General features: G+C 63.8%; 21 protein-coding genes and 1 pseudogene. 13 read left to right on the top strand and 9 right to left on the bottom strand.

From position 1 onward, the window contains the following. Position 1 precedes the first annotated feature (1 nt). The 3 genes from B5525_RS17210 to B5525_RS17200 all read right to left on the bottom strand — a co-directional run bounded on the left by B5525_RS17210 (position 2) and on the right by B5525_RS17200 (position 2,559). On the bottom strand, positions 2-343 hold the full coding sequence (locus tag B5525_RS17210; RefSeq protein ID WP_079567078.1) for a hypothetical protein: 342 nt from the start codon (positions 341-343) through the stop codon (positions 2-4). 209 nt (positions 344-552) lie between these two features. After that, the gene (locus tag B5525_RS17205; RefSeq protein ID WP_079567077.1) at positions 553-1,542 is read right to left on the bottom strand and encodes a tripartite tricarboxylate transporter substrate binding protein; all 990 of its coding nucleotides are present in this window, start codon (positions 1,540-1,542) and stop codon (positions 553-555) included. Between the two features lie 105 nt (positions 1,543-1,647). Then, positions 1,648-2,559: a LysR family transcriptional regulator gene (locus B5525_RS17200; protein ID WP_079567076.1), complete on the bottom strand. Its 912-nt coding sequence runs from the start codon at positions 2,557-2,559 to the stop codon at positions 1,648-1,650. 116 nt (positions 2,560-2,675) lie between these two features. On the opposite strand from B5525_RS17200, the gene B5525_RS17195 reads away from it, so the two are divergent. The 7 genes and pseudogenes from B5525_RS17195 (at position 2,676) to B5525_RS17175 (ending at position 6,798) form a co-directional block, all read left to right on the top strand. Continuing rightward, entirely contained in the window at positions 2,676-3,428 is a 753-nt protein-coding gene (locus B5525_RS17195) for an SDR family NAD(P)-dependent oxidoreductase (protein WP_079567075.1), read from the top strand. A gap of 74 nt (positions 3,429-3,502) precedes the next feature. Further along, on the top strand, positions 3,503-4,201 hold the full coding sequence (locus B5525_RS17190; RefSeq protein ID WP_079567074.1) for a pirin family protein: 699 nt from the start codon (positions 3,503-3,505) through the stop codon (positions 4,199-4,201). A 28-nt stretch (positions 4,202-4,229) separates the two neighbouring features. Next, positions 4,230-4,601 (top strand): nuclear transport factor 2 family protein, encoded by a 372-nt coding sequence (locus B5525_RS17185; protein WP_079567073.1) that lies wholly within the window; start codon positions 4,230-4,232, stop codon positions 4,599-4,601. Positions 4,602-4,639: 38 nt separating this feature from the next. Beyond that, the gene (gene wrbA / locus B5525_RS17180) at positions 4,640-5,239 is read left to right on the top strand and encodes an NAD(P)H:quinone oxidoreductase (protein ID WP_079567072.1); all 600 of its coding nucleotides are present in this window, start codon (positions 4,640-4,642) and stop codon (positions 5,237-5,239) included. 88 nt (positions 5,240-5,327) lie between these two features. Then, positions 5,328-5,459 carry a hypothetical protein gene (locus B5525_RS47200; RefSeq protein ID WP_276328853.1) on the top strand — a complete coding sequence of 44 codons (132 nt, stop codon included), beginning with the start codon at positions 5,328-5,330 and terminating at the stop codon, positions 5,457-5,459. A 124-nt stretch (positions 5,460-5,583) separates the two neighbouring features. After that, the gene (locus B5525_RS45370) at positions 5,584-5,754 is read left to right on the top strand and encodes a hypothetical protein (RefSeq protein WP_172899904.1); all 171 of its coding nucleotides are present in this window, start codon (positions 5,584-5,586) and stop codon (positions 5,752-5,754) included. Positions 5,755-5,850: 96 nt separating this feature from the next. Then, positions 5,851-6,798 (top strand): annotated as a pseudogene (locus B5525_RS17175) (DUF5996 family protein). Here the strand turns inward: B5525_RS17175 and B5525_RS46345 are convergent. Together B5525_RS46345 and B5525_RS46340 are read right to left on the bottom strand one after the other, a co-directional pair. After that, positions 6,795-7,538 carry a GNAT family N-acetyltransferase gene (locus B5525_RS46345; protein WP_244567930.1) on the bottom strand — a complete coding sequence of 248 codons (744 nt, stop codon included), beginning with the start codon at positions 7,536-7,538 and terminating at the stop codon, positions 6,795-6,797. The pseudogene B5525_RS17175 and the gene B5525_RS46345 overlap by 4 nt on opposite strands. Next, complete coding sequence (locus tag B5525_RS46340) at positions 7,510-7,998, bottom strand: hypothetical protein (protein WP_244567929.1); 489 nt, start codon at positions 7,996-7,998, stop codon at positions 7,510-7,512. The genes B5525_RS46345 and B5525_RS46340 overlap by 29 nt, the downstream gene beginning before the upstream one ends. 285 nt (positions 7,999-8,283) lie before the next feature. Here B5525_RS46340 and B5525_RS17165 point away from each other — a divergent pair, with 285 nt between their 5' ends. Further along, a complete protein-coding gene (locus B5525_RS17165) occupies positions 8,284-9,441 on the top strand; it encodes a glycosyltransferase (RefSeq protein ID WP_154073272.1) in 1,158 nt (385 codons plus the stop codon). On the opposite strand, the gene B5525_RS17160 is transcribed toward B5525_RS17165, so the two are convergent. The 4 genes from B5525_RS17160 to B5525_RS17145 all read right to left on the bottom strand — a co-directional run bounded on the left by B5525_RS17160 (position 9,380) and on the right by B5525_RS17145 (position 14,822). Continuing rightward, on the bottom strand, positions 9,380-10,693 hold the full coding sequence (locus B5525_RS17160) for an O-antigen ligase family protein (RefSeq protein WP_079567071.1): 1,314 nt from the start codon (positions 10,691-10,693) through the stop codon (positions 9,380-9,382). The two genes, B5525_RS17165 and B5525_RS17160, sit on opposite strands and share 62 nt — an antisense overlap. After that, positions 10,690-11,787: a glycosyltransferase family 2 protein gene (locus tag B5525_RS17155; RefSeq protein ID WP_079567070.1), complete on the bottom strand. Its 1,098-nt coding sequence runs from the start codon at positions 11,785-11,787 to the stop codon at positions 10,690-10,692. The genes B5525_RS17160 and B5525_RS17155 overlap by 4 nt, the downstream gene beginning before the upstream one ends. A 148-nt stretch (positions 11,788-11,935) precedes the next feature. After that, positions 11,936-12,940 carry a glycoside hydrolase family 26 protein gene (locus tag B5525_RS17150; protein WP_079567069.1) on the bottom strand — a complete coding sequence of 335 codons (1,005 nt, stop codon included), beginning with the start codon at positions 12,938-12,940 and terminating at the stop codon, positions 11,936-11,938. After that, complete coding sequence (locus B5525_RS17145) at positions 12,927-14,822, bottom strand: acyltransferase family protein (protein WP_079567068.1); 1,896 nt, start codon at positions 14,820-14,822, stop codon at positions 12,927-12,929. The genes B5525_RS17150 and B5525_RS17145 overlap by 14 nt, the downstream gene beginning before the upstream one ends. Positions 14,823-15,246: 424 nt before the next feature. Here B5525_RS17145 and B5525_RS17140 point away from each other — a divergent pair, with 424 nt between their 5' ends. The 5 genes from B5525_RS17140 to B5525_RS17120 all read left to right on the top strand — a co-directional run bounded on the left by B5525_RS17140 (position 15,247) and on the right by B5525_RS17120 (position 21,889). Further along, positions 15,247-16,170, top strand: a complete 924-nt coding sequence (locus B5525_RS17140) for a DUF6492 family protein (protein ID WP_079567067.1) — start codon at positions 15,247-15,249, stop codon at positions 16,168-16,170. Continuing rightward, entirely contained in the window at positions 16,164-17,606 is a 1,443-nt protein-coding gene (locus B5525_RS17135) for a lipopolysaccharide biosynthesis protein (RefSeq protein WP_079567066.1), read from the top strand. Before B5525_RS17140 ends, B5525_RS17135 begins: the two co-directional genes overlap by 7 nt. 6 nt (positions 17,607-17,612) lie before the next feature. Then, a complete protein-coding gene (locus B5525_RS17130) occupies positions 17,613-18,440 on the top strand; it encodes a class I SAM-dependent methyltransferase (RefSeq protein WP_244567928.1) in 828 nt (275 codons plus the stop codon). Between the two features lie 367 nt (positions 18,441-18,807). Next, a complete protein-coding gene (locus tag B5525_RS17125; protein WP_079573461.1) occupies positions 18,808-21,084 on the top strand; it encodes an exopolysaccharide transport family protein in 2,277 nt (758 codons plus the stop codon). Beyond that, a complete protein-coding gene (locus B5525_RS17120) occupies positions 21,077-21,889 on the top strand; it encodes a WecB/TagA/CpsF family glycosyltransferase (RefSeq protein WP_079567065.1) in 813 nt (270 codons plus the stop codon). The genes B5525_RS17125 and B5525_RS17120 overlap by 8 nt, the downstream gene beginning before the upstream one ends. Positions 21,890-21,897: the final 8 nt, after the last annotated feature.

Genomic DNA, 21,897 nt, shown 5'->3' with positions numbered 1-21,897 from the left:
GCTAAACCTCATAGACCCGCGGCTGTACTTGGACATGCGGCTGTACCTGTGGCTGCGCCTGGCGCCGGCGCGGCTGCGGCACAGTCTGCGCCGTCTGTTGCTGCGCGCTGGCATTTGATTCAAACACCGCGCGGCAAGCGCCCGACAGCTGCGGCGTGTTTTGCCGCAGGCACGCCGTAATCCGGCCGGCGTCCGGAATCTGGTCGAAGCAGAGACGCCAGACGTCGGGCGTGCAGGCCATCTGCTGTTCCATGGTTCCGCGGCTTTCCTGCGCGGACGCCGCGCCTTGAACGGCAAGGCCGGCCGCTACCACAAGGCTCAGGGCAATTCGGTTCACTCGCATATCCGATCCTTTTTACGATGGAGTTGGCGGTTATCCCCGGTCCCTCAGGCTTCGAAATAAATGAGGCATGGGAAGGTTCGCCCCGGACAATAAAATGTGAAATTGCCTAAATCCCGCGCAGCCGGAACCGGCCGCCGATGCCGACGGATTTTGGAAGGTCAGCCGGCGCTTTTGCGTTTGCCGCACCACGCGACCGCGGTAGGCGGCTGCTACTCCACCCTGCCGATCTTTTTCACGGCGGCGATCAGGCGCGCGGAATCCTCGGCGACGAATTTCGAAAATTCCGGTGCATCGAGATAGGCGACCGGGCTGCCCGCGGTCTCGAAGGTTTTTGTCACCTCGGGGCTTTGCACCGCCTGCGCCATCGCCTCGCGCAGCCGCGTCATGATTGGCGCCGGCAGAGCGGCCTGCGCGAACAGCCCGGCCCAGATGTAGAATTCGACATCCTTGTAGCCGAGTTCCCTGAACGTCGGCAGATCGGGATAGCTCGCAATCCGCTCCGCGCCCCAGTTCGCCAGCACCCGCATCTTGCCGTCATCGACCTGCTGCTTCAGCGTGCCCGGTGCCGCCGCCAGCGCCTGCACCGTGCCGCTCAACAGCGCTGTCAGCGCGGGGCCCGCGCCGCGAAACGGGATGTGCAGCAATTTGATGCCGGCGGAGGCGGCGAACATCTCCATCGCCACATGCAGCGTGCCGTAGGGACCGGAGGAGCCGTAGGGAATCTGGCCGGGACGCTGTTTGGCGTCGTCGACGAAATCCTGCAGCGTTTTCCACGGCGCGGAGGCCGGCACCGCGAGCAGCGTCGGATCGGCGAGCACGCGCGCGACGGGTGCGAATTGCGAGACTTCATAGAGCGCGGGCCGGTCGAACAGGCGGTCGGCTTCGGGCAGCACCGCCAGCGACGACAGCGTCATCAGCAAGGTGTAGCCGTCGGGCTCGGCGCGCGCGGCCGCCGCGTTGCCGATCGATCCGCCAGCGCCGCCGGCGCGGTTGTCGACGACGAAGGGCTTGCCGAGAATTTTCTCCAGCGCCTGCGCCACCGGCCGCGCGGCGAGATCGGCCTGGCCGCCGGCCGGAAACGGCACGATCATGGTGACATTGTGCGCCGGCCACGCGCCTTGCGCGAACGCGGGATCTGCGAGCACGCGCTGTGCCAGCGGCAACGCCGCGGCGGCTTTCAGAAGTTCACGACGATTCATCGACAGTTTCCCCCAGGGATTTTGATTTTGTTGTTAGGTGTAGCTATAGCCCGAACCGCAGGGTGCGGCAAAGACGCCCTTGGCGCTGCGCCCGCGCTTCATTCGTCACTTCCGTTTCTTTCCCTTCGCAAACTGCTTGGTCAGGAAATCCGCCAGCACCTCGACGCGCGCGGGGCGCGGGCCGCCGGGCGGCGTCACCAGATGCACCGAGCCTTCGGTCTGCTTCCAGTCCTTCAGGATCACCTCGACCTCGCCCGAGGCGATGGCATCGCCGACGATGAACTCCGGCAGATCGGCGATGCCGAGCCCTGCCAATAGAGCCGGCATCAGCGCCTCGCCATTGTTGACGCGCAGCGGTCCCGCGGGGCGCACGCTCGCCTGCTCGCCGGCGGAATTGGTGTAATTCCAGACGCCGGCCGTCGAGAGATAAGCGTAGCCGAGGCACTTATGCTGCGCGAGATGCATCGGATGCGTCGGGCGGCCGTAACGCTCGAGATACGCGGGCGCCGCCACGGTGTAGCGCGGCATCGCGCACAGCCGGCGCGCGATGAGGGAGGAATCCGGCAAGCTCGCGATCCGCAGGCCCGCGTCAAAACCCTCCCCGATCAGATCCACCATGGCGTCGCTGAGATGCAGGTCGATCGAGACGTCGGGATATTGCTCCAAAAACTGCGGCAGGATCGGCGCTACCGTCTTGACCCCGAACGTCATCGGCACGGCGAACCGCACCAGCCCGCGCGGCGCCACCGACTGCGCCAGCGCCTCATTCTCTGCCGCCTCGCCGTCAGCCAAAAGCCGCGTGGCGCGTTCGGACAGTTTTTGGCCGGCATCGGTCAAAGCGAGGCGCCGCGAGGTGCGGTTGAACAGCCGCGCGCCGAGCCGCTCTTCCAGCCGGGTGACGGCCTTCGACACCGTGGCCTTGGACAGCGCAAGCTCGCTGGCGGCCGCCGCAAACGACCGTAATTCCACGACTTTCGCGAAAATAGCGAGGCCTTCGAAATCAGGAAGTTTTGCCATGCGGGCCGTCCCATTATAGCAAATATGGAAACAATACGTTTCCACAGTTTCTATTTATAAGCCGCCGGGAAGTCCATATCCAGACGTCAACGGAATTCGAACGACGGAGAAATGCAATGGCCAAGACCCTCACGGCAAAGGTTGCCCTCGTCACCGGCGGCTCGCGCGGCATCGGCGCAGCCAGCGCCCGCGCACTCGCCGATGAAGGCGCCAACGTCGCTATCAGCTACGTCGCCTCCCCCGACAAGGCGGAAGCGGTCGTAAAAGAACTGAAAGCCAAGGGCGTCGAAGCCCGCGCCTTCAGGGCCGATCAGGCATCGTCCGCGGAAGTCGATCAATTGGTGAAGGATGTCGCCAAGCATTTCGGGCGGCTCGACATCCTCGTCAACAACGCGGCCGTGGCAGTCAACGGCGCGGTCGACGATGCCAATAGCGATGTCGCGGCGTTCAACCGTCAGGACGCCATCAATGTGCACGGCGTGATCACCGCGATCCGTGCGGCGTCACGGCTGATGGGCGAAGGCGGACGCATCGTCACCATCGGGTCGGGGATTGCCACCCGCGCCTCGTTTCCCGGTCTTGCCGACTACGCCGCCACCAAGGCCGCGATCGCCGGTTACAGCAAGGGCGCGGCGCGCGACCTCGGCCCACGCGGCATCACCGTCAACGTGCTGCAGCCCGGCTCGATCGACACCGACATGAATCCGAAGGACGGCGGCGCGTTCGCCGAGGCCCAGCGCAGCCAGCATGCGCTGCAGCGCTTCGGCACCGCGGAAGAGATCGCCGCCGGCGTCGTCTTCCTCGCCAGCCCCGGCGCGTCGTTCGTGACCGGCACGGTGCTGAATGTCGACGGCGGCTTCGGCGCCTAATTCGAAACCTCTCGTACGACGCCGGGCGCATGGCGCGGCCGGCACTAATATCAAAACTCCAAAGGAAGAATCCCATGATCGAACTCAAACCATTCGCAAAACTCGGCGGCGCCGATCACGGCTGGCTGAAGGCAAAACACCACTTCTCGTTCGCCAATTATTATGACCCGGGCAATATGGGACATGGCGCGCTGCGGGTGTGGAACGACGACGAAATCGCGCCGAACAGCGGCTTTCCCGCGCATCCCCATTCCAACATGGAGATCATCACCTATGTCCGCGAGGGCGCGATCACCCATCAGGACAGTCTCGGCAACAAGGGCCGTACCGAGGCGGGCGACGTGCAGGTGATGAGCGCGGGAAGCGGCATCCGCCACTCCGAATACAATCTGGAGCCGACCAAGACCAAGATCTTCCAGATCTGGATTGAGCCGACGACGGATGGCGGCCAGCCGACCTGGGGCGCGAAGCCGTTCCCGAAGCCGGATCGCTCCGGCAAGCTCGTTACCATCGCCAGCGGGTACAAGGACGACAAGGACGCGCTGCCGATCCGCGCCGATGCAAGGGTGCTTGCCACCACGCTGAAGGCCGGCGAGACCGCCGAATACGCGCCCCGCGCATCGCGCAATCTCTATCTGGTGCCGGCGGCGGGCGCGGTCGAGGTCAACGGCGTGCGCGTCAACGCCCGCGACGGCGCCGCGATTCGCGATGAACAACAGCTCAGGATCACCGCGCTGGAGGATTCCGAACTGGTGCTGGTCGACGCGGCGTGAACCGTATCCGTTTTGAAGGGAGGCATTCATGGCCGACACATCAACCATCGAAACGCTTTTAAAGCGGAATCTCCTTGATGTGTTTGGAGAAAACGACACGTCAAGGCGTCGTGCCGCTATCGCAGAAATCTTCGTCGAAGATGTCGTGTTCTCCGATCCTCACCAACGTCACGTAGGCCGCGAAGCGCTCGATGGGGCAGTCGCGGCTCTGCATGAACTCTTGCCCGGCTACGTATTCAAGGAGAGAGGCGCAGCTCAAGTGCGCACGGATTCGGGCCGTCTGGCCTGGAGCTACGGGCCCGCCGAAGACCCAGAGCGAATCACCGGGCTCGACGTGATCGTCGTTCGCGGCGACCAGATCGCCGCGCTCTATACGTTCCTCGATCAACCCCCCGCCTGAACCACAACATTCCTCACCCAACCAAAAAGGTCGCTACCATGACAAAAGTTCTCGTTCTCTATTATTCCGCCTACGGTCACATCGAAGCGATGGCGAATGCCGTCGCCGAAGGCGCGCGCGAGGCCGGCGCCACGGTCGACATCAAGCGGGTGCCGGAGCTGGTGCCGGAAGCCGTCGCCAAGGCGTCGCATTACAAGCTCGACCAGGCTGCCCCGGTGGCCAAGATCGATGAGCTTGCGAATTACGACGCCATCATCGTCGGCACCGGCACGCGCTTTGGCCGCATGTCGTCGCAGATGGCGAATTTCCTCGATCAGGCCGGCGGCCTCTGGATGAAAGGCGCCCTGCACGGCAAGGTCGGTGGCGCCTTCACCTCGACCGCGAGCCAGCATGGCGGCCAGGAAACCACGCTGTTCTCGATTATCACCAATCTGTTGCATTTCGGCATGACCATTATCGGCCTCAACTACGGTTTCTCCGGCCAGATGGAGCTCAACGACGTCACCGGTGGCTCACCCTATGGCGCGACCACGATCACCGGCGGCGACGGCAGCCGCCAGCCGACCGCGAACGAACTCGCCGGCGCCCGCTATCAAGGACGCGTGATCGCGGAGACCGCCAAAAAACTGCATGGTTGAACTGCATGCATGGCTGATGCGATGCGGGCGGCATTCTCATTCGTGAATGCCGTCCCACCTGTGTCGTCCGGGGACGACGGACTTTGCCATGATCGAACTTCTTTTTATCTATCACCTGGCGCGCAATCCGGTGCAGGCAGTTGCGCGGCGCTGGTGGTGCCGCAGCCTGTTCCGTGCCTCGCGCGGCAAGCGGCGGTGCCCGGAATGTCCCGGGTCGTGATCGGTCATCCTCCCCTTCGAGGCGCCGGGGTAAGTTTTTCGTGATGCCCAATTCCGTGCTTCCGTGGAACCGGTCGGTGTTCGCACGGTTGGCTCAGGCGCATTCGCGCCCGGAGACCTGAAAAATGACCAGCAAGCCTGATCCCAAGGACGCCAAGAAGAAGCCCGCCACGTCGCATCCCGGCATGATGGGGGACGGCACCGAGGAGCAAAATCTCGGCCAACCCGGCGATCCCACGGCCCGCATCAAGAAAGACGAAGTGGATGCCGCCTTCGCCAAGGACGCGAAGAAGTAACGCACCGATCCCTTTCAGCCGTCAGTTGGCATATAAAGGCCGGGCCGATCGCGCCCGGCCTTTTCGCGCGGAAACGCCAATGAAAGATGGTGACCCATGAATGACGCTTCGCAAAACGCGTGGCCTGACTTGCCGGCCGCGGCGTGGCGCGAGACTTATGCAACGCTGCATCTGTGGACCCAGATCATCGGCAAGATACGCCTGGTCCGCACCCCCTGGCTGAACCATTCATGGCATATCGCGCTGTACGTCACTGCGCGCGGCCTGACGACCTCGCCGATTCAAGACGGCGCCGGCACATTTCAGATCGATCTCGACTTTATCGATCATGCCTTGCGGATTTCGACCAGCGACGGCACCACGCGGGAATTTGCTCTGGCCGGACACTCGGTCTCGAGCTTCTACGCCGCCCTCATGACCGCGCTCGCGGAGCTTGGCATTCACGTCGTCATCGACGAGATGCCGAACGAGTTGCCGGACCCGATCCGGTTCTCCCAGGACAAACAGCACGCCAGTTACGACCCGGATGCAGTGCGGCGGTTCTTCCAGATCCTGACCAATGCCGACCGGGTGTTCAAGCAGTTCCGCACCGGCTTCCTCGGCAAGGCCAGCCCGGTGCATTTCTTCTGGGGCAGCTTTGATCTCGCGGTGACGCGATTTTCGGGGCGACGCGCGCCGCGGCATCCCGGCGGCGTGCCGCATCTATCCGACGAGGTCGCGTGCGAAGCCTATTCGCATGAGGTGAGCAGCGCCGGCTTCTGGCCCGGCGGCGGCGCGATCGACTATCCCGCGTTCTATTCCTAAGCTTATCCGGAGCCACCCGGCCTCCGCACCACCCAAGTGCGGCCGGACGCGGCATTCTTCAGCGAGGCGTTAGGCGAATTCATTCTGCCCTACGATGCCGTACGCAACGCCGCTGAGCCGAACCAGGCATTGCTCGATTTCCTGCAAAGCACCTATGAAGCCGCGGCCAACGCCGCGCAATGGGACCGCGACGCGCTGGAATGCGCACTGGGCCAGCCGGGCGTGGTGCGGCTGATTTAGCTCTCTTCGCGCGTCGGCCGTTTTCCGATCAGGCGGCTCAGGCAGGCGGCCAGCCGCGGAAAGCGGCGGAGTTGACGCACCGCGTGGTCGCGCAGCACATAGGGCGTTCCGCGCCAGCCCAATGCCGCGGTGAGATCGACGAGCGGCAGCGGCGCCACCGCGAACCGACGCTTATAGGCATAATTGCCGATAGAGAAATCGAAGCTTCTGACGCCGTCCTGATGCAGCGCGGCCATCGTGCGCTTGATGATCAGCCGGCCCGGCGAGCAATGCGACCACTTTTCGCCGGCATGGCTGCTGCGCAACATCACGTAGCGCGAACCGCTGCGAATGCCGAGCAACGTCGCCACCACTTCGTCGCCGACTGTCAGCGCCGATAGCACGGCATAGCCGCTGTCCAGACCTGCGCCGACCAGATGCCGGTAGAACGCCACCGAGGTTTCATCGTCGAGCACGAAGTTCAAACCTAAGTGCCGCATCCGCGCACCCTGCTGGATCCCCATCGTCGAAAGCACGCGCAGCGCTTCGTTGCGATCGGTGATGATCCGGAATTGTGCGGCAGGGTCGCGCGTGAACACGCGCCAGCTGCGCTCCAGGTTCTTGCGGACGGTCCGTTCCAGCGAATAGCGGTAGGCGTCGAAATCATCGCCGGTCGTGACCAAATTGCCGTTCAGCGGGCACGGCCTTGCGCCATCGAGCAGCGCCAGCGGATTAGGCCCGTTCGCGAGATCTAGCGGCATCTTGCGCAGCCGAATGAGATCGGCGCCGCCCGGCAGGCGCTTCAGCGCGCTCAGAAGATCGCGCCATAATACGTGCGCCCGCGCTGCATTTGCGCGGCGCTGACGCGGCCAACAGCGGTGCGTTGTAATCGGTCAGGTTGAGGTCGGCAAATTCCACGATACGGACACCGTTCTGCATCCGCCGGACCAGCGGCAACAAGGCGACCTGTTCCGACGTGGCCGCGTCGTGGACGACGGCGATCAACGGCTGGACCTGGGAAAGATTGGCGAATGCCGCATACCATGCATCGAGCCAGCGACGATCCTGGAACGGCGTCGACGAGTCGATGTCGTTCCAGCGCGCGAAAGCCTGCTTCCAGTCGCGGACAAACTCGACTCGAAACCCCTCCGCCCGGGATATTTCGCGCGCGGTAGGATGTCCCCCATCGGCCAGCACCGCTATCGCACCTGTCTCTGCCATTCCTATCGCCCGTACCTTCATCCAGCGCGCTTTCCGCGCTGTACCGGAACGCCCGATGCGCTCGCAAACTCGGGGCGTCCCTTGTCCCGATATGAGGCGAAGGGCCGATCCGCCCCCTTTATCTGGCAAGATGGATGCCCGGGGCAATCACCGCCGCTTACGTTAAGATAATGTCTGCTATGTATGGCTAATGCGGAACTTTTGAGTCTGGTTTGACGTGTTTTTCTTCGTGAGAACCGCTACCACCTCGCTCGAAAACGCTTCAGGAAGGCGCCGCGACCGTACATGGCTTCAGAACCCGCATATCAAGCGCTGTTTCTTGGCGCCGGCGCGCAAATGCAATGCGGCGTCGGACAATTCACCCGCCTGTTGGGCGAGGGCATCGAAAAGCTCGATCCCGGCAGTTGCATCACGTTAACCCTGACCCGGTCGGAAGGGTCGCTCGCCGAGATCTGGCGCGCGATCGGGTCGGCGCGGAACGTGGTCTGCAACTTCCCCATCGTGGCCTGGAAGCGCGTGTTGTTTCGGCCGCTCGTGGCACTATTGATCGCGCGGCTGCGCGGGCGGCGCGTCATGCTGATCCTGCATGAATGGGCCGGCCTGCACCGGCTGCGCCGCATCACCTATCTTCCGGCGCTGTTGCTTGCCGACACCATCGTGATGTTCTCGCCGCTGGTGCGGCGCGAACTCGCCGACGATCCACTGGTCGGCTGGACGGCGCGAAAATGCGTGCTGGCACCTCTGCCGCCGAACATCGAAGCCCCCGCAGGGATCGTCGATTCCAAATTGCGACAGCGCATCGCCGCCGCGCGGGAGGATGGACGACTGGTGATCGGCCATTTTGGATCGATCTACCCGGGCAAGCAGCCGAACGCGCTGCTCCGCATCGGCGCGATCCTGCGGGAGCGCGGTCGGAAGCCGTTGATCGTCTATGTCGGATCGTTCATCCGCGGCGTCGACAACGTCGAACAAACGTTTTACGCCCGCGCCGCCGAACTCGGCATCATCGACGATGTCCTGGTCAGCGGTTATGTCGCCTCCGGCCATGAGGTGTTCGGCCTGTTCAGCCAAGTCGACGCCTTCTGCTACCCGCTCGATGAGGGCCTTACCGCGCGGCGTTCCAGCATCATTGCCTGTGCGCAAACGGGCCGCCCGGTCATCGTCACCGGCCCGACCGAGCCCGACGAGTTCGACCATCACCCGCGTTTCAGGGAATTGATCGATCGCGGCGCGATCGTACTGGTGCCGCGCGGATCGGATGACGAGGTCTATGCCGACAGCATCCTGGCGGCGCTGGAATTACCCTCGGTGCAGGCCCGGTTCGATTTCGACGGCTGGTGGCATGAGGTCGCGATGGCTGTGCGGGCGCAATTCGACGGCCTCACTCCCTCGCCCGGAATCGCGCCAGATAATGCAGGCCAAACACCGCCACAAGAAACGTGAACCAGGTGGGATCGGCGCGATCGAGAAAGAAACTCTCCAGCGAGGAGAGATAGAGGCCGAACAGCCAGATGCGCAGGAACGCCATTGTCAGCGGTCCGTTGTTGCCGCCGCTGTCGGCAGTCTGAAAATTCCTCAAGGGTACGAGGACCAATACGGCTATCAGCAATGCCAATCCCGGCAACCCCATCGACAACGCGGTGTCGAGATATCCGTTATGGCTGTGCGAGGCGTATTCCGCCCACTCCAAGCCCTGCGGAACATTGCGAATCGCGTCGGTGCCCCAGAACGCCTCGAAGCCGTAGCCTGTCGCCAGGCGCAGCTGCAGCGACTGCAGTGCGAATTCCCAGATGTCGGTGCGGCCCGTGAAACTCGAATCCAGCGGCAGCAGTTTTGCGATCGCGGCGAGGCTCTCATTCATCACCGTGCCGACGCCGAGCAGCGCGAGTACCATCAATGGGGCCAACAGCATCACCGCGCGCAGCCAGTAGCTGCGCACGATTGACGTCAGCGAGGTCAGCGCCAGCACCAGCAGGATCAGCGCCAGCGAGCTTTTGCTGGCGGTATTGAGCAGGAACAGCGACGCCAGCACGACGACGGAGGCGCCGGAAAGCCACGCGCCGGAGCGGACGACGTAGATGCCGAGAAACACCACCATCGCCATCACGGACGCCGCCACATTCTTGTGGCCGAACGCGCCCCGCCAATTTCCCGCCAGCTGCGGTTCCTGGATATCGGTCGCGAGATGAATCGACAGGTTGGGCACCAGCAGTATCCCGAGATAGCAAACCGCCAGCAGCGCCAGCGCGGCGATGCTGAACCAGCGCACCAATTCGCCCTGGGATTTCGCCAGCAGCGGCAGCGCCGCGGCTACCGCAATGACGCAGGCCGTCAGCGCAAAGCGCTTGACCGAGGTGCCGGGGTCCAGCGACAGCACCACCGTGACGACGATCCAGCCGCCAAACAGGAGGTAAGCCGGCGTCAGCAGCGTCGCGAGGCCCCGCATGTTGTCGCGCATCGCGAGCGCGACCGTCAGCACGGTGATGCCGCCGAACACCAGATAGGTCGCCGTCTCGTTGCCGGTGGTGGTATCCTTGAGCTGCTGGTTACCGAGGTCGACGAATGGATGCAGTGTTATCCAGGCCAGCAACAGGGTGCCTATGAACGCGGCGCCGCGCACCAGGTCCATCACCTGCTGACGCCGCAGCTCTCCGACGACGGCCCGCAATTCGGAAGTGGCGGCCAATTCGCTCAAGACACGATCTTCGAGGCTTTATAGGGTTGCGGTTCGATACCGATCGCCGCCAGCGCGCTGCCTGCGGCGACGATGATCGGATGCAGTGCGATCAGGGCCTTGTGCTCCCTGACAGCCAGCCTTGCAGCGAGATAGAGCGATTGCGGCAATAACCCCAGCATCTTGGCGAGGAGCCTGGCGCGCGACCAGGTGGTCCGGGCCAATTTGCGCTGGACGTGATAATTGATAGCGCCGATGCGCAAGGCCCGCAGCGCAAGCCAGCGCGGATCGGTCCGGTTGACCGGCACCGTTTCGGTGATGACCGCGTCCGCGGCCCAGTGAAATTTCATTCCGGCGTGCCGGCAACGGACGAAGAAATCGGTATCTCCCCCACCAAGAAAATTGAAGCGGAGATCGAACGCGGGTTTCGCCAGCCTTGTGAACACCCGGCGCGTGATCAGACAATTTCCGCAGCCGTAAATGACCGGCACCGGTCCGCTGACTTCGTAGGCCGGGTAGAAAGCCGGGTGACGGCGAAGCCCGCGTTTGCGTTCGTCATCGAAATCCGGAAATACCGGCCCGCCGACGACGTCCTCCCCGCTGGCTTCCGCTGCACGCAGCATCCGTTCCAGCCAATCCGGCGAAGCGATCTCGTCGTCGTCGATCATCAGGAAGTTAACGGCGGCGGGAAACGTCGCCAGTGCGCTCTCGAAGGCCGCATTGATGGCCTGGCAGTTGCCCTGCCGCGGCTCGACCACACAGAGGCCCGGAAATTTGCCGGATGCCAGAAATTCCGCGGCCACTGGTACGCTGCCGCACGCCAGGACATCGTTGTCCACCATGACCACCGCGAAGCGCCGGTCGGTGCGCTGATTGGCAAGCGACTCCAGCGTCAGGCGCAAATGCTCCGGCCGGCGGAAACAGGGAATGCAGACCACGGTCGGAATCGAGGTGTCGAGCGAAGGCGACACCGCTACCCAGGCGCGGGAAGCGTCCGGCTTCGCCGTCGCAAATGCGGACACTCCGGACGGCTCGGCTGTACCGAAAACATCCAGCGTCCGGGTCTCGGCCGCGCTCGCCAAGAGATCGGGCCGGGTAAACGCCTCTAACGACATGGGTCAGCCTGGCTCCGCCGTGACATCCAAAGCATACGCAAAGAAGGTTGCAATATCCGGTCCAGCGGCGTGGGTTGCCCTACAGAATTTTCGCGACGGTTAACGGGACGGGTTAACCAATGTTAAAAACCGGCGCGCCTGGGGCCACTCATGACCGGCGCTTGAACAGCTCCCTGAACAGCCGCTGCGAGTTGGGAAAGCGGCCGTTGTCGATCTGCGTCGGCCAAAGGCCATCGACGTCGAAATAGGCCGCATAGGCGATCCTGTCGGCGTTGGCCACAAACCAGTCATGCATGTTCCGGATGAAAAGCGGATTGTCGCCGAAATTGCCGACTCCCCATTCTGGAAAGCTCATGCTTTTGCCGTGCCGGGCCGCAAAATCCCTGTGCCATTGCAGGCCGAAGGGTGCCTTCAGATAGAACTTGTCCCATCTCTCGCCGGCGGCGCCGTCGTATTTGAAATCGTAGACGTCAAGGCCGATGTAATCGACGAAATCGTCGCCGGGGTAGGCGAGATCGGCAGGACTGTCCTGCGCTCCCCATCCCAGGCACCAGTCATATTTGAAGCCGACGGAGTGGCGCCTGAAGATCTGCACCACCCGCCTGAACGCGGCGATGTAATCGGCCTCCTGGCCCTTGGCAAACCAGGCCATCGAAACAAGGTTCATCTCCCAGCCAAGACGGATGACGGCGTTCGGCTGCGCGTCGGAAATCGCTTTCGCGGCGGCTTCGAATTCGGCGTCGTGCAGGCCATCGGCGACGTCCTTGAGCGGCGTCCCCTTCACGGTCAGCGGAACCGACCAGACGACGTTGCGCTCCGGATTGAGCTTCTTCCAGATGCCCGGCACCCAGCTCAATCGGGTGAAATCATCCCACGTATTTTCGGCGTAGAAGTCTAGCCCCACCACCGATGTCGGCGCCTGGTTGAGCCATTTCTCCCAGCTCTGCAACATACGCTCGCGGCCGACCAGCCCCCAGTTGACGAATGCGCCGGCCAGTTTCGACGAATCTGACCCGATACGTGAAGCAGCAGGGGGCGCCCCTTCCACCGCGGCCATTCCAGCGAGCGCGAAGAACGTCAGCGCCACGGCCAGCTTTTTGGTGATCCAGCGACCGCAGCCTCTCCGGCCGGCGGGTCGATCAGTTCGAAACATCGTCCGCCCTCGCCAGCTTCCCGCCAAAGAACGGCGCCAGCCGGCGTCCCACTTCGACCGACCCCTCGGCCGTCAGATGACCCGCATCGAACTGCAGGGGAATGTCGCCTTCCGCAAATTCATCGCAACGGCCGTCGCGGCAAACCGAATCATAGACCGAGAGATAGGTCGCACCCTTGGCGGTGACCGTCCGCCTCAGCACCCGATCGCGCTTTGCAATCCCCGGTGTGCGCATGGCGCTGGCGATCGAAGGAGAGTCGCGCAGGATTTCGTCGGCCAGAAGCCGCGGCAGCGCGCCGTCATATTCGACGATCGGCCCCAGCACGACGACATCCAACCCCCTCGACACCAGGGTCTCCAGCGTGTCCGACAGCCCCGGGATATCCTCGTCCTTCCAGGAAGCCGCGAGCAGGATCTTGTCGACCCTGTGGTTGACCAGGAAGTCGTTGAAGACGAACTGCATCAGCCTCGGGCAGGCCCGGCTATCGAGCAGCGAGGTCCGTTCGACGGCCGGCCGGCACGCACTGGCCGTCGCCTGCATCAGGTTCACTTCCGGCATGGCGGAAGACAGGCCGAACCAGAGATGGGCGGCGTGGCTGTCGCCAACGAGAAGGTAATTCGGCCGCTTCACGTCCAGTTTCATGCAGGTTTGCACATCGAGCTGCTGCCGGTTGGTCGCGAGATAACAATGGCCGGAGCGGAAGGTCAGGGAAGGATCGTAGGCGAGATAGGAGGCGATCGCGACCACCCGCTCGGGAAACCGAAACGGCGCGCCGCTTGCCATCAGCGCCAGGCCGCAAAGCGCTGCGACCGATGTCATCGCGGTCGATGCGATGCCGAATACGACGCCCGCGGAAGTGTCCCTTGCCTTCGAGCGGAACGGCATCTCGACAAATTTCCAGGACAGCCAGGCGATGCCGATCGAGACGGCGATCAGGGTCAGTTTCGTCAGCGCGCCGGAGGAGCCCGCAAGCAGCCCACCCGTCCGCTGAAAGACGATCAGCGGCCAATGCCACAGGTAGAGCGAATAGGATATCAAGCCGACGAACACCACCGGCCGCAGCGACAGCCATTTACCCACCGCCGACGTCCCGCGTTCGCTGGAGGCAATGATGAGGGTTGCGCCGATGCTGGCGAGCGATGTCATCAGCAACAGCGGGGCCGATGACGACCCGAGGAAGATCGCTCCGAGCACCAACAGCATGCCGATTCCGCCGCAAAGATTCTTGCTGAATTCGGTCCGCGGCGCCGGAATGAATTTGATCGACAATAGCGCACCAAGCGCCAGCTCCCAGGCGCGAAACGGCGTGAGATAGAACACAAACGTGGTGTTGCGATAGCTGATCGCGAAAGCCGCCGCGAAGGAGAGGGCGGCAGCCGCGGCGAACAGAAGCCCGGCCCGCTTCGGCGCAACGCGCCAGGCAAGCAGCATCAACAGCGGAACGATCAGATAGAACTGCTCCTCCACGCCGAGCGACCAGGTGTGCAAAAGCGGCTCTGTTTCGGCGGGCGCGTCGAAATATCCCGCGGTCGCCGCGAAGTAGACGTTCGAAACCGAACCGGCCGCGCTCGCGAGACTCTTCGAATAGTCCTCGAGTTCGACGGGCAGGCAGTAAAGATAGGCGAGCGCGCTAGTAACCAGGAACATCAAAAACAGCGCGGGCAGGATGCGCAGGATCCGGCGCTTGTAGAACCTCGCGAGCGAGAACGATCCGTCGCGGATGTCGCCATCGATCATGCCGCAGATCAGATAGCCTGAAATCACGAAGAAGATATCCACCCCGACGAAGCCGCCCGGAAAGCCGGGTACGCCGGCGTGGTAGAACAGCACGGGAAGGACCGCGAGCGCGCGCAGGCCATCGATATCGGCGCGGTATTTCATCGTTCAAACCTAGGGCGCGACGGAGCCGTTAGCCTTCTGCCAGCGGCAACCGCTCGCGGCGGTGTCGGCGGCGTTGCAAAAGCGGACACCCCGGACGTTCCGGTTGTGCCAAAACGACCGGACCACGCGGGCTCCTTGCCGCGCGCAACAACGTCACGCCGGAAATGCGACCGTATAATCATGCGTTCACGCAGCCTTTTGATCTCGGTACCAGCCGTCGATGACTGCAATAACCGGTCCAGCATCGCGCGGCGCGCTCGCATCAGCGCAAGGAATGGTTACTGCGCGTCGAGTTAACCAACTTCGAAGCGCCGCGGAGGCGGTGGAACCCTCCGGCACCGATCTTGCTGTCTCTCACCGCAGAGAACCCGTGCCCTTAAGAAAACCGATGCCGCTGAATATTACTGCCGGAGAGACCGTTAAGATGAACCAAGTCGCGCTGTTAACGCCAACGTACGGGCGCGACCTGGAGCTGTGCACCCTGCTCTGCGAGAGTGTCGACCGTCACGTCGGTTCGTTTGCGAAGCACTACCTGCTGGTTCCGGATGGCGACCTGCCGCTGTTTGCCCGCTTCGAAGGCGAGCGCAGGGGCGTTCTTCCGGCATCGCAATTCCTTCCCAGATGGCTGCGCCCGCTGCCGCGTTTCGTGCAGCGCAAGCGCCGCCAATATTGGTGGTCGTTCCGGACCAAGCCGGTCAGCGGCTGGCACGTGCAGCAGTTCCTGAAAATCGCGGCCGCCGTCGCGCTGCCTCACGAGCGATTTTGCGTCCTGGATTCCGACATCGTGTTCTTTCGGGATTTCGACCTGTCGCGGTTTGAGGCGCCGAATCCGGTTCCGCTCCTCACCATGCCAGGCGCCGTCACATCCAGCTTCGTCAACCATGCGCACTGGGTCGAGATCAGCCATCAACTCCTGGGATTGCCGCCACCGCCACTTCCGGCGCCCGATTTCATCGGCCACGTCATTCTCTGGGACCAGCAGACGGTGCGCGCGATGGTCTCGCGGATCGAGGCCGTCACCGGTATCGACTGGGTCGAAGCGCTGTGCCGAACGCACGGGTTCTCGGAATACATGCTGTACGGCTATTTCGTGCAGAACGAGGCGCGGCTTTCCGCCCAGCACACCCTCACCTCGCGCACGCCATGCCTCAGCTATTGGGATGCGCCCGAACTCAGCCCGAGCGAACTGAACGAACTGCTTCGCAGAGCCGATCAGGGTGACGTCGCCTTCTCAGTCGCATCTTTCTCCGGCACGCCGGTGGCGACCATCCGGGCCGCGGTCGCGGAAGCCGCGCGGCTGGCTTCCGTTCCACTCGGCAACGGGGCAGGACTCGCCGCGCTATGCTGATCGGACAAGCCGGCATCAATCTGACCGCCAATATCCTCTCGGCATTGCTGGGGCTGATCAGCGTGTTCGTTTTCACGCGGCTGTTTTCGCCGCACGACTACGGCACCTATCTGCTCGGCCTCGGATTCGCGTCGGTGATCAGCGTCTTCGTGGCGGGCTGGTTTCGCAACCTGATCCTGAGCGGGCACGCGAAGGACGACGGCACCGACGTCCGCGGCCTCGTGATATCGGGATATCTGATCTGCTGCCTCGCCGCGCCCATCGCTTACGGATTGGGGCGCCTGGTCGGCCTCGATGTCTCGGCGGCGCTGGCCGCTGTAGTGTTGGCGCTCGCGATCGGGCTGTTCGAGCTGACCCAGGATCTGGTTCGCGCGCGCCTGAAGGCGTTCACGGTGATGAAGGCCACGCTGGTTCGCGCCGCCGCGGTACTTTGCCTTGGCGCGGCCGTTGCCCTTTACAATCCGGCAGGATTCCTGCTGCTGCTCTCGTCGGCCCTGGCCTATCTGCTGGCGGTACTGGTTCAGTCCCGGACCGCCTGGCAGGGAACGGTCATCAAGCCCGATGTTTCCGGTCTTGCCGCGGTGGCACGGCAGGGCCTGCCGCTGGCGCTGTCACTGACGCTGCTCGCCGTCTCCAGCGTCACCGATCGATTCATGATCGCCGGTCTCGTCGGCGCCGCGGAAGCCGGAAAGTATGTCGCAGGTCTCGACCTGGTCCGACAGACCCTGATGATGCCGGCGATGAGCGCGGCCGCGGCGTTCTTTCCGCTCGCCGTGCAAATCCACGCCAAGCAGGGCGACGCGGCGGTGCGATCGCATCTCGGCGAATGCGTGGAGCTGCTGCTCAGCATCACGCTGCCGGCCTGCCTCGGCTTTGCCGTCATTGCATCGCACGTCGCCAATGTGGTTCTCGGCGCTGATTTCCGCGAGGTAGCCGCGCAGGCCATGCCAATCGTGGCCGTCGCCGTCATCTTCCAGGTCGTGACCCAGCAATATCTGCACGCGAGCTTCCTGCTTTCGGGACGCAACTCGTTTTATTTGATCAATACCGCCTCGATCATCGCTGCCAATGTGATCCTGTCCTACGTTCTGATCGGCAGCCACGGCACCGTGGGCGCCGCGTGGGCCCGGCTCGGCGCCGACGTCATTGGATTTGCCGGCGCGCTGATCCTGAGCCGCGTGGCATTCCCTGTTCCATTTCCGCCCGGCCGGCTGGCGCTGACGATGATCGCCGGACTGGTCATGGCACTGACGGTGGGAGCCCTCGACAGAAACCTCCACGTTTCGGATCTCGCCGCATCCGTCGTTCTGGTTGGCGTGGGCCTCGCAAGCTATGTGGCGATGTGCTGGCTGCTCGACGTCTCGCGGACACGCCGCCGTCTGAAACTCGTGCTCGCGCTCTTCAGAACCAAACTCGCCAACATCAACATCGGATAAGAAGCAGTGAACAAGACAGTCACCATCGATCTCACCCGCGCGGCGCCGGCCGATGTTACGGCCGATCTACGTGTCATGGCCGGCGCGACGGCGGCGGAGCTTCCGCAGGCACTGCTCGAGCTGGCGCCCGGCGAGGCGCGCGACAGCCTGCTCGCGGTTCACGGCATTCTCGGCAGCCGGCTGCCGCCGGCCAGACTCAGCATCTACGAAGCCGGCGGCGGCTCGACCAGCTTCCTGCCGCTCGACGTGCTGCGTCGCGCCCACGTCACGGTGGTCGATATCGACGAGGACCAGATCCGTAACAACGATTACGCGCAGGAGGCCATCCTTGGCGACGTCCAGGTCCACCGCTTCGCGCCCGGCAGCTTCGATCTCGTCATTTGCTACAACGTCATCGAGCATCTGCCCGATGTCGAGGCCGCGCTGAGCCGGTTTTGCGAATCGCTGAAGCAAGGCGGGCTGATGTTCATCGGCGCGCCGAACCCGAACTCGCTTTCCGGCGTCGTCACCAAATATTCGCCGCACTGGTTCCATGTCTGGTTCTACCGCCATGTCCGCGGCGAGAAACAGGCCGGCCAGCCCGGCGAGCCGCCGTTCCCGACCTTTTTCCACCCGCTTGTCACGCTTTCGAATCTCGAAGCCTACGCGAATGCCCATGGCCTCGAGGTGACCTACCTGAAGGAATTCGAGAGCCCGCGCTTTCCGGAGATGCGGACGCGCAAGCCGGCGCTGGCGGCCCTGCTTGATGCCGCAGCCACCGTCATGAATTTCCTGATTCCGGGAAAGCGCGACGTGCGGCACGGCGACTATCACGTGATCTTGCGAAAGCGCTGAACTATGAAGGCTGCACTATCCGGAGCCAGGGCAGAAGTCCGCCGCCGGCCGGCGACGGCCGTGCGCGTCGATCGGGTCTTTCTTGCGCCCGCCGCAAGCGATGCGCGAATGGATAACGGATGGTTAATTTTCCATTGCCACGAGACGGCGCCGCGTGCGGCTGCTCGCGGTTTTAAATCGAGCGAAGAGGCCGCTATGCGCAGGCGCTTAAACGCTTTTTTTCCGATTTCCGTGAATAGTCCCTCCGTGAGTATGGTTAATTTTTCCTGTTGCGTTGGTTCCATGCCGAAACGGCGCGCGCGTGGCGTAACCCGAAGAGTAACCCCTCAGCCGATGCGTGCGGCAGTTCGAATGGAAGCTGGGGCCCATGCTTAGCTACGACCAACCGATAGTTCAGGCCAGGCCGGACGACCGCCAGGCATCGCCGCGGGACCCCAAGGGCTTCAGCGTGCTTGAGCTCACCCGACTGTTGTGGCGACAGAGAATAGCGATCGCGATGGCTGCCTTGATCTGCGCCTGCGCCGCGATCGCGATCGGCAAAAGCCTGACGCCGAAATATTCCGCTACCGCGCAGCTCTATGTCGATCCCCGCGAACTGCAACTGGTCGACCGCGAGCTCACGCCGCGCACCCAGGATCTCTCCGGCCTCGCCATGGTGGTCGAAAGCCAGGCGCGCCTGATCACTTCGAACAGCGTCCTGCTGCGTGCGATACAGGACACTCATCTCGACAAGGATCCGGAGTTCGGCGGCGAGTCCAGGAGCGTGCTGGCGTCCCTGCTCGCCCTGTTCGGGCTGGATTTCCGCTCCGCCGCGGAAGCCAAGCTCGGCGAGACGGCGGCGCTGGAAATCCTCAGCCGCCACATCAATGTCAAGAAGACCGATCGCAGTTTCATCGTCGACGTCGAGGTCTGGTCGCATGACCCGGCCAAGGCGGCGATGCTCGCGAATGCAATTTCAAGCGCGTATCTCGCCGAATCGAAGAAGTCGCAGGCTACTGCCGCGCGGCGGGCGACCACCGATCTGTCGGGCCGGCTGAAGGAATTGCAGGAACGGCTGCGCAACTCGGAAAACGCGCTCGCCACCTACAAGGCACAGAACAATTTCGTCGGGTCCCAGGACACCGCGATTAGCGATCAGCAGCTATCGTCGAGCAACCAGCGGCTCGCCGCGGCACACGCGCTGACGCTCGATGCGCAGGCCCGGTACGACCAGATCGAATCGAGCCGCCGCGCCGCGACCGACGCCGGCGCCATTCCGGAAGCGCTGCAATCGCCGACCATCGCCAATCTGCGCGCGCAATATGCCGAAGCCCGCAAGCGCTACGCGGAACTCACCGGCGAATTGGGGCCGCGGCATCCGTCGCTGCGGCAGATGGAGAAGCAGGTCGACGACCTGCGCCGCACCATCAATGAGGAAGTCGAACGCTTCGCGCAGTCGGCAAGAAACGACCTGACTCGCGCCCGCGATTACGAAGCCTCGCTCGGCAAGGCGCTGGACGCCCAGAAGCGCCAGAGCGTTCAGCTCAGCCAGGCCTCGGTGCGGCTTCGCGAGTTGGAACGCGATGTTGACGCCAACCGCGACGTCTATCAATCCTTCCTCAAGCGCTCGCGCGAAACCGAGGAGCAGGAGACCCTCAACACCTCGAGCGCGCGCATCATCGGAGAAGCCACCGTGCCGCGGCGCCGCTCGTTCCCGCCGGCCATGAGCGTGATCGCGATGATCGGCTTTACGTTGGGCGCGCTGGCCGCCTCCGCCTGGGTGGTCGCAACCGATCGCCTGTCGCCCGACACCGGCGAACCGCAGCCGGCGAGCTCGGACAAAAAAGCGCCGGCGCCGTCGAAACCAGCGCCTGAAGCTCGATCCAGGCCGCAGCCGGCGCTGGCAGCGGTCGAAAAGCCGGTGATCGCACGCCTGCAGGAATCCGACGTGATGCGAACGCTTGGCGGAATACTGAGGACGGGCGGGATCCCCGACCTGACGCGGGTGGGCTGGCCAACCCTGCGCGCGGCCGTGCCGCTGATGGGCTTCCTCAATGCCATGCGTGAGATGCGCGCGGCCGTGTCACGGCGTTCCCCCGGAAATACCATGCCGGTGATCGCCGTAATTGGCGCCGGCGCCGGCGAGGACCGGGACATCGCCGCTTTGAACGTGGCACTGGCGGCTGCACGCGACGGCGCAAGGGTGCTGATGATCGACGCCGATCCGGCAGCGCATGGGCTCTCGGACAGGGTGAGCGGCCTCGGCACCAGCGAGCCGAGCCGTCTCGGCTGGCTCAGCATCGGCAGCAAGGCTTCGCGCGCGATCAAGACCACCAACGGCATCTCGATCCTGCCCGCGATCAGGGAGCCCGGCGCCAAGGCAAGCGAAGCCATCTGCAAGGCGATTGCGCAGGCGCGTTCCGCCGGCGGCTATGATCTTGTGATTCTCGACGGGCCCGCGATGGCTTGGGCCGCGCCCGACCGCAAGCCGATCGATGTCGCCGACGGCCTGATCGCGATCCTGCCGGTCAATCTCGACATCAACGACAGCATGGAAGACGTCATCGCGGCCCTCGGCGGCGCTGAGCGCAAGCTGGTCGGCGTCGTCCTCAACGAGCTCGCCCCCGCGGCCGTCAAACGCCAGCGAGGCAGACAATATGCGTGATCGTCGTGCCAATCCGGTCGGAAGGGCCGCTACCGCCAACATCCCGCGAATCTCGCTGGGCGGCTTGCGGCTCGCCGTGCTCGATATCGAGCAGACCGCGGATTTCATGATCGACATGGTGTTTCCGACACGCCGGATCGACCGTCCGCTGTATCTCACCTCGGCCAATGGCGAGGTGCTGGCGCGCTGCGCGACCGAGCCGATGACGGGGCGGTTGTTCCGTGGCGCCGATCTCATCAACGCCGACGGTCAGCCGCTGGTTACGGTGTCGCGGCTGCAATCCAGGGCGCCGCTGCCGGAACGCGTTGCCACCACCGACCTGTTCCATGTCGTTGCGCGCAAGGCGCAAGCGGCGGGGCTGACGTTCTATATGTTCGGCGCCGACGAGGCGGAAAATGCCGCAGCGGTCGGCACCGTCCGGAGGATGTATCCCGGCTTGCGGATCGTCGGACGATCGCATGGCTATCTGAGGGGGCAAGCGCTGCGGGACAAGGTCGCCGAAATCAACGCGCTGGCACCGGACTATCTGTGGGTGGCGCTCGGTGTTCCCTACGAACAGTCCTTCGTCGAGGATTTTACGCCGCAGCTCTCCAATGTCGGCGTCATCAAGACATCGGGCGGGTTGTTCAACTTCCTGTCGGGAAGCCGAATTCGCGCGCCGTTGTGGATGCAGAGCATCGGGCTTGAATGGGCCTGGCGGATCTGGCTGGAACCGCGCCGCCTGTTCTGGCGCTATTTTACCACCAACCCGCGCGCGCTGTTTCTGCTATTCAACAAGAGCCGCGGCACCGGCCGCGGGTTATGAGGCTGCAA

This window comes from Bradyrhizobium erythrophlei, from assembly GCF_900129505.1.
GTDB lineage: Bacteria > Pseudomonadota > Alphaproteobacteria > Rhizobiales > Xanthobacteraceae > Bradyrhizobium > Bradyrhizobium erythrophlei_D.
Note: the sequence above shows the minus strand (reverse complement) of the source record. Positions and strands in the feature narration are given on the sequence as shown.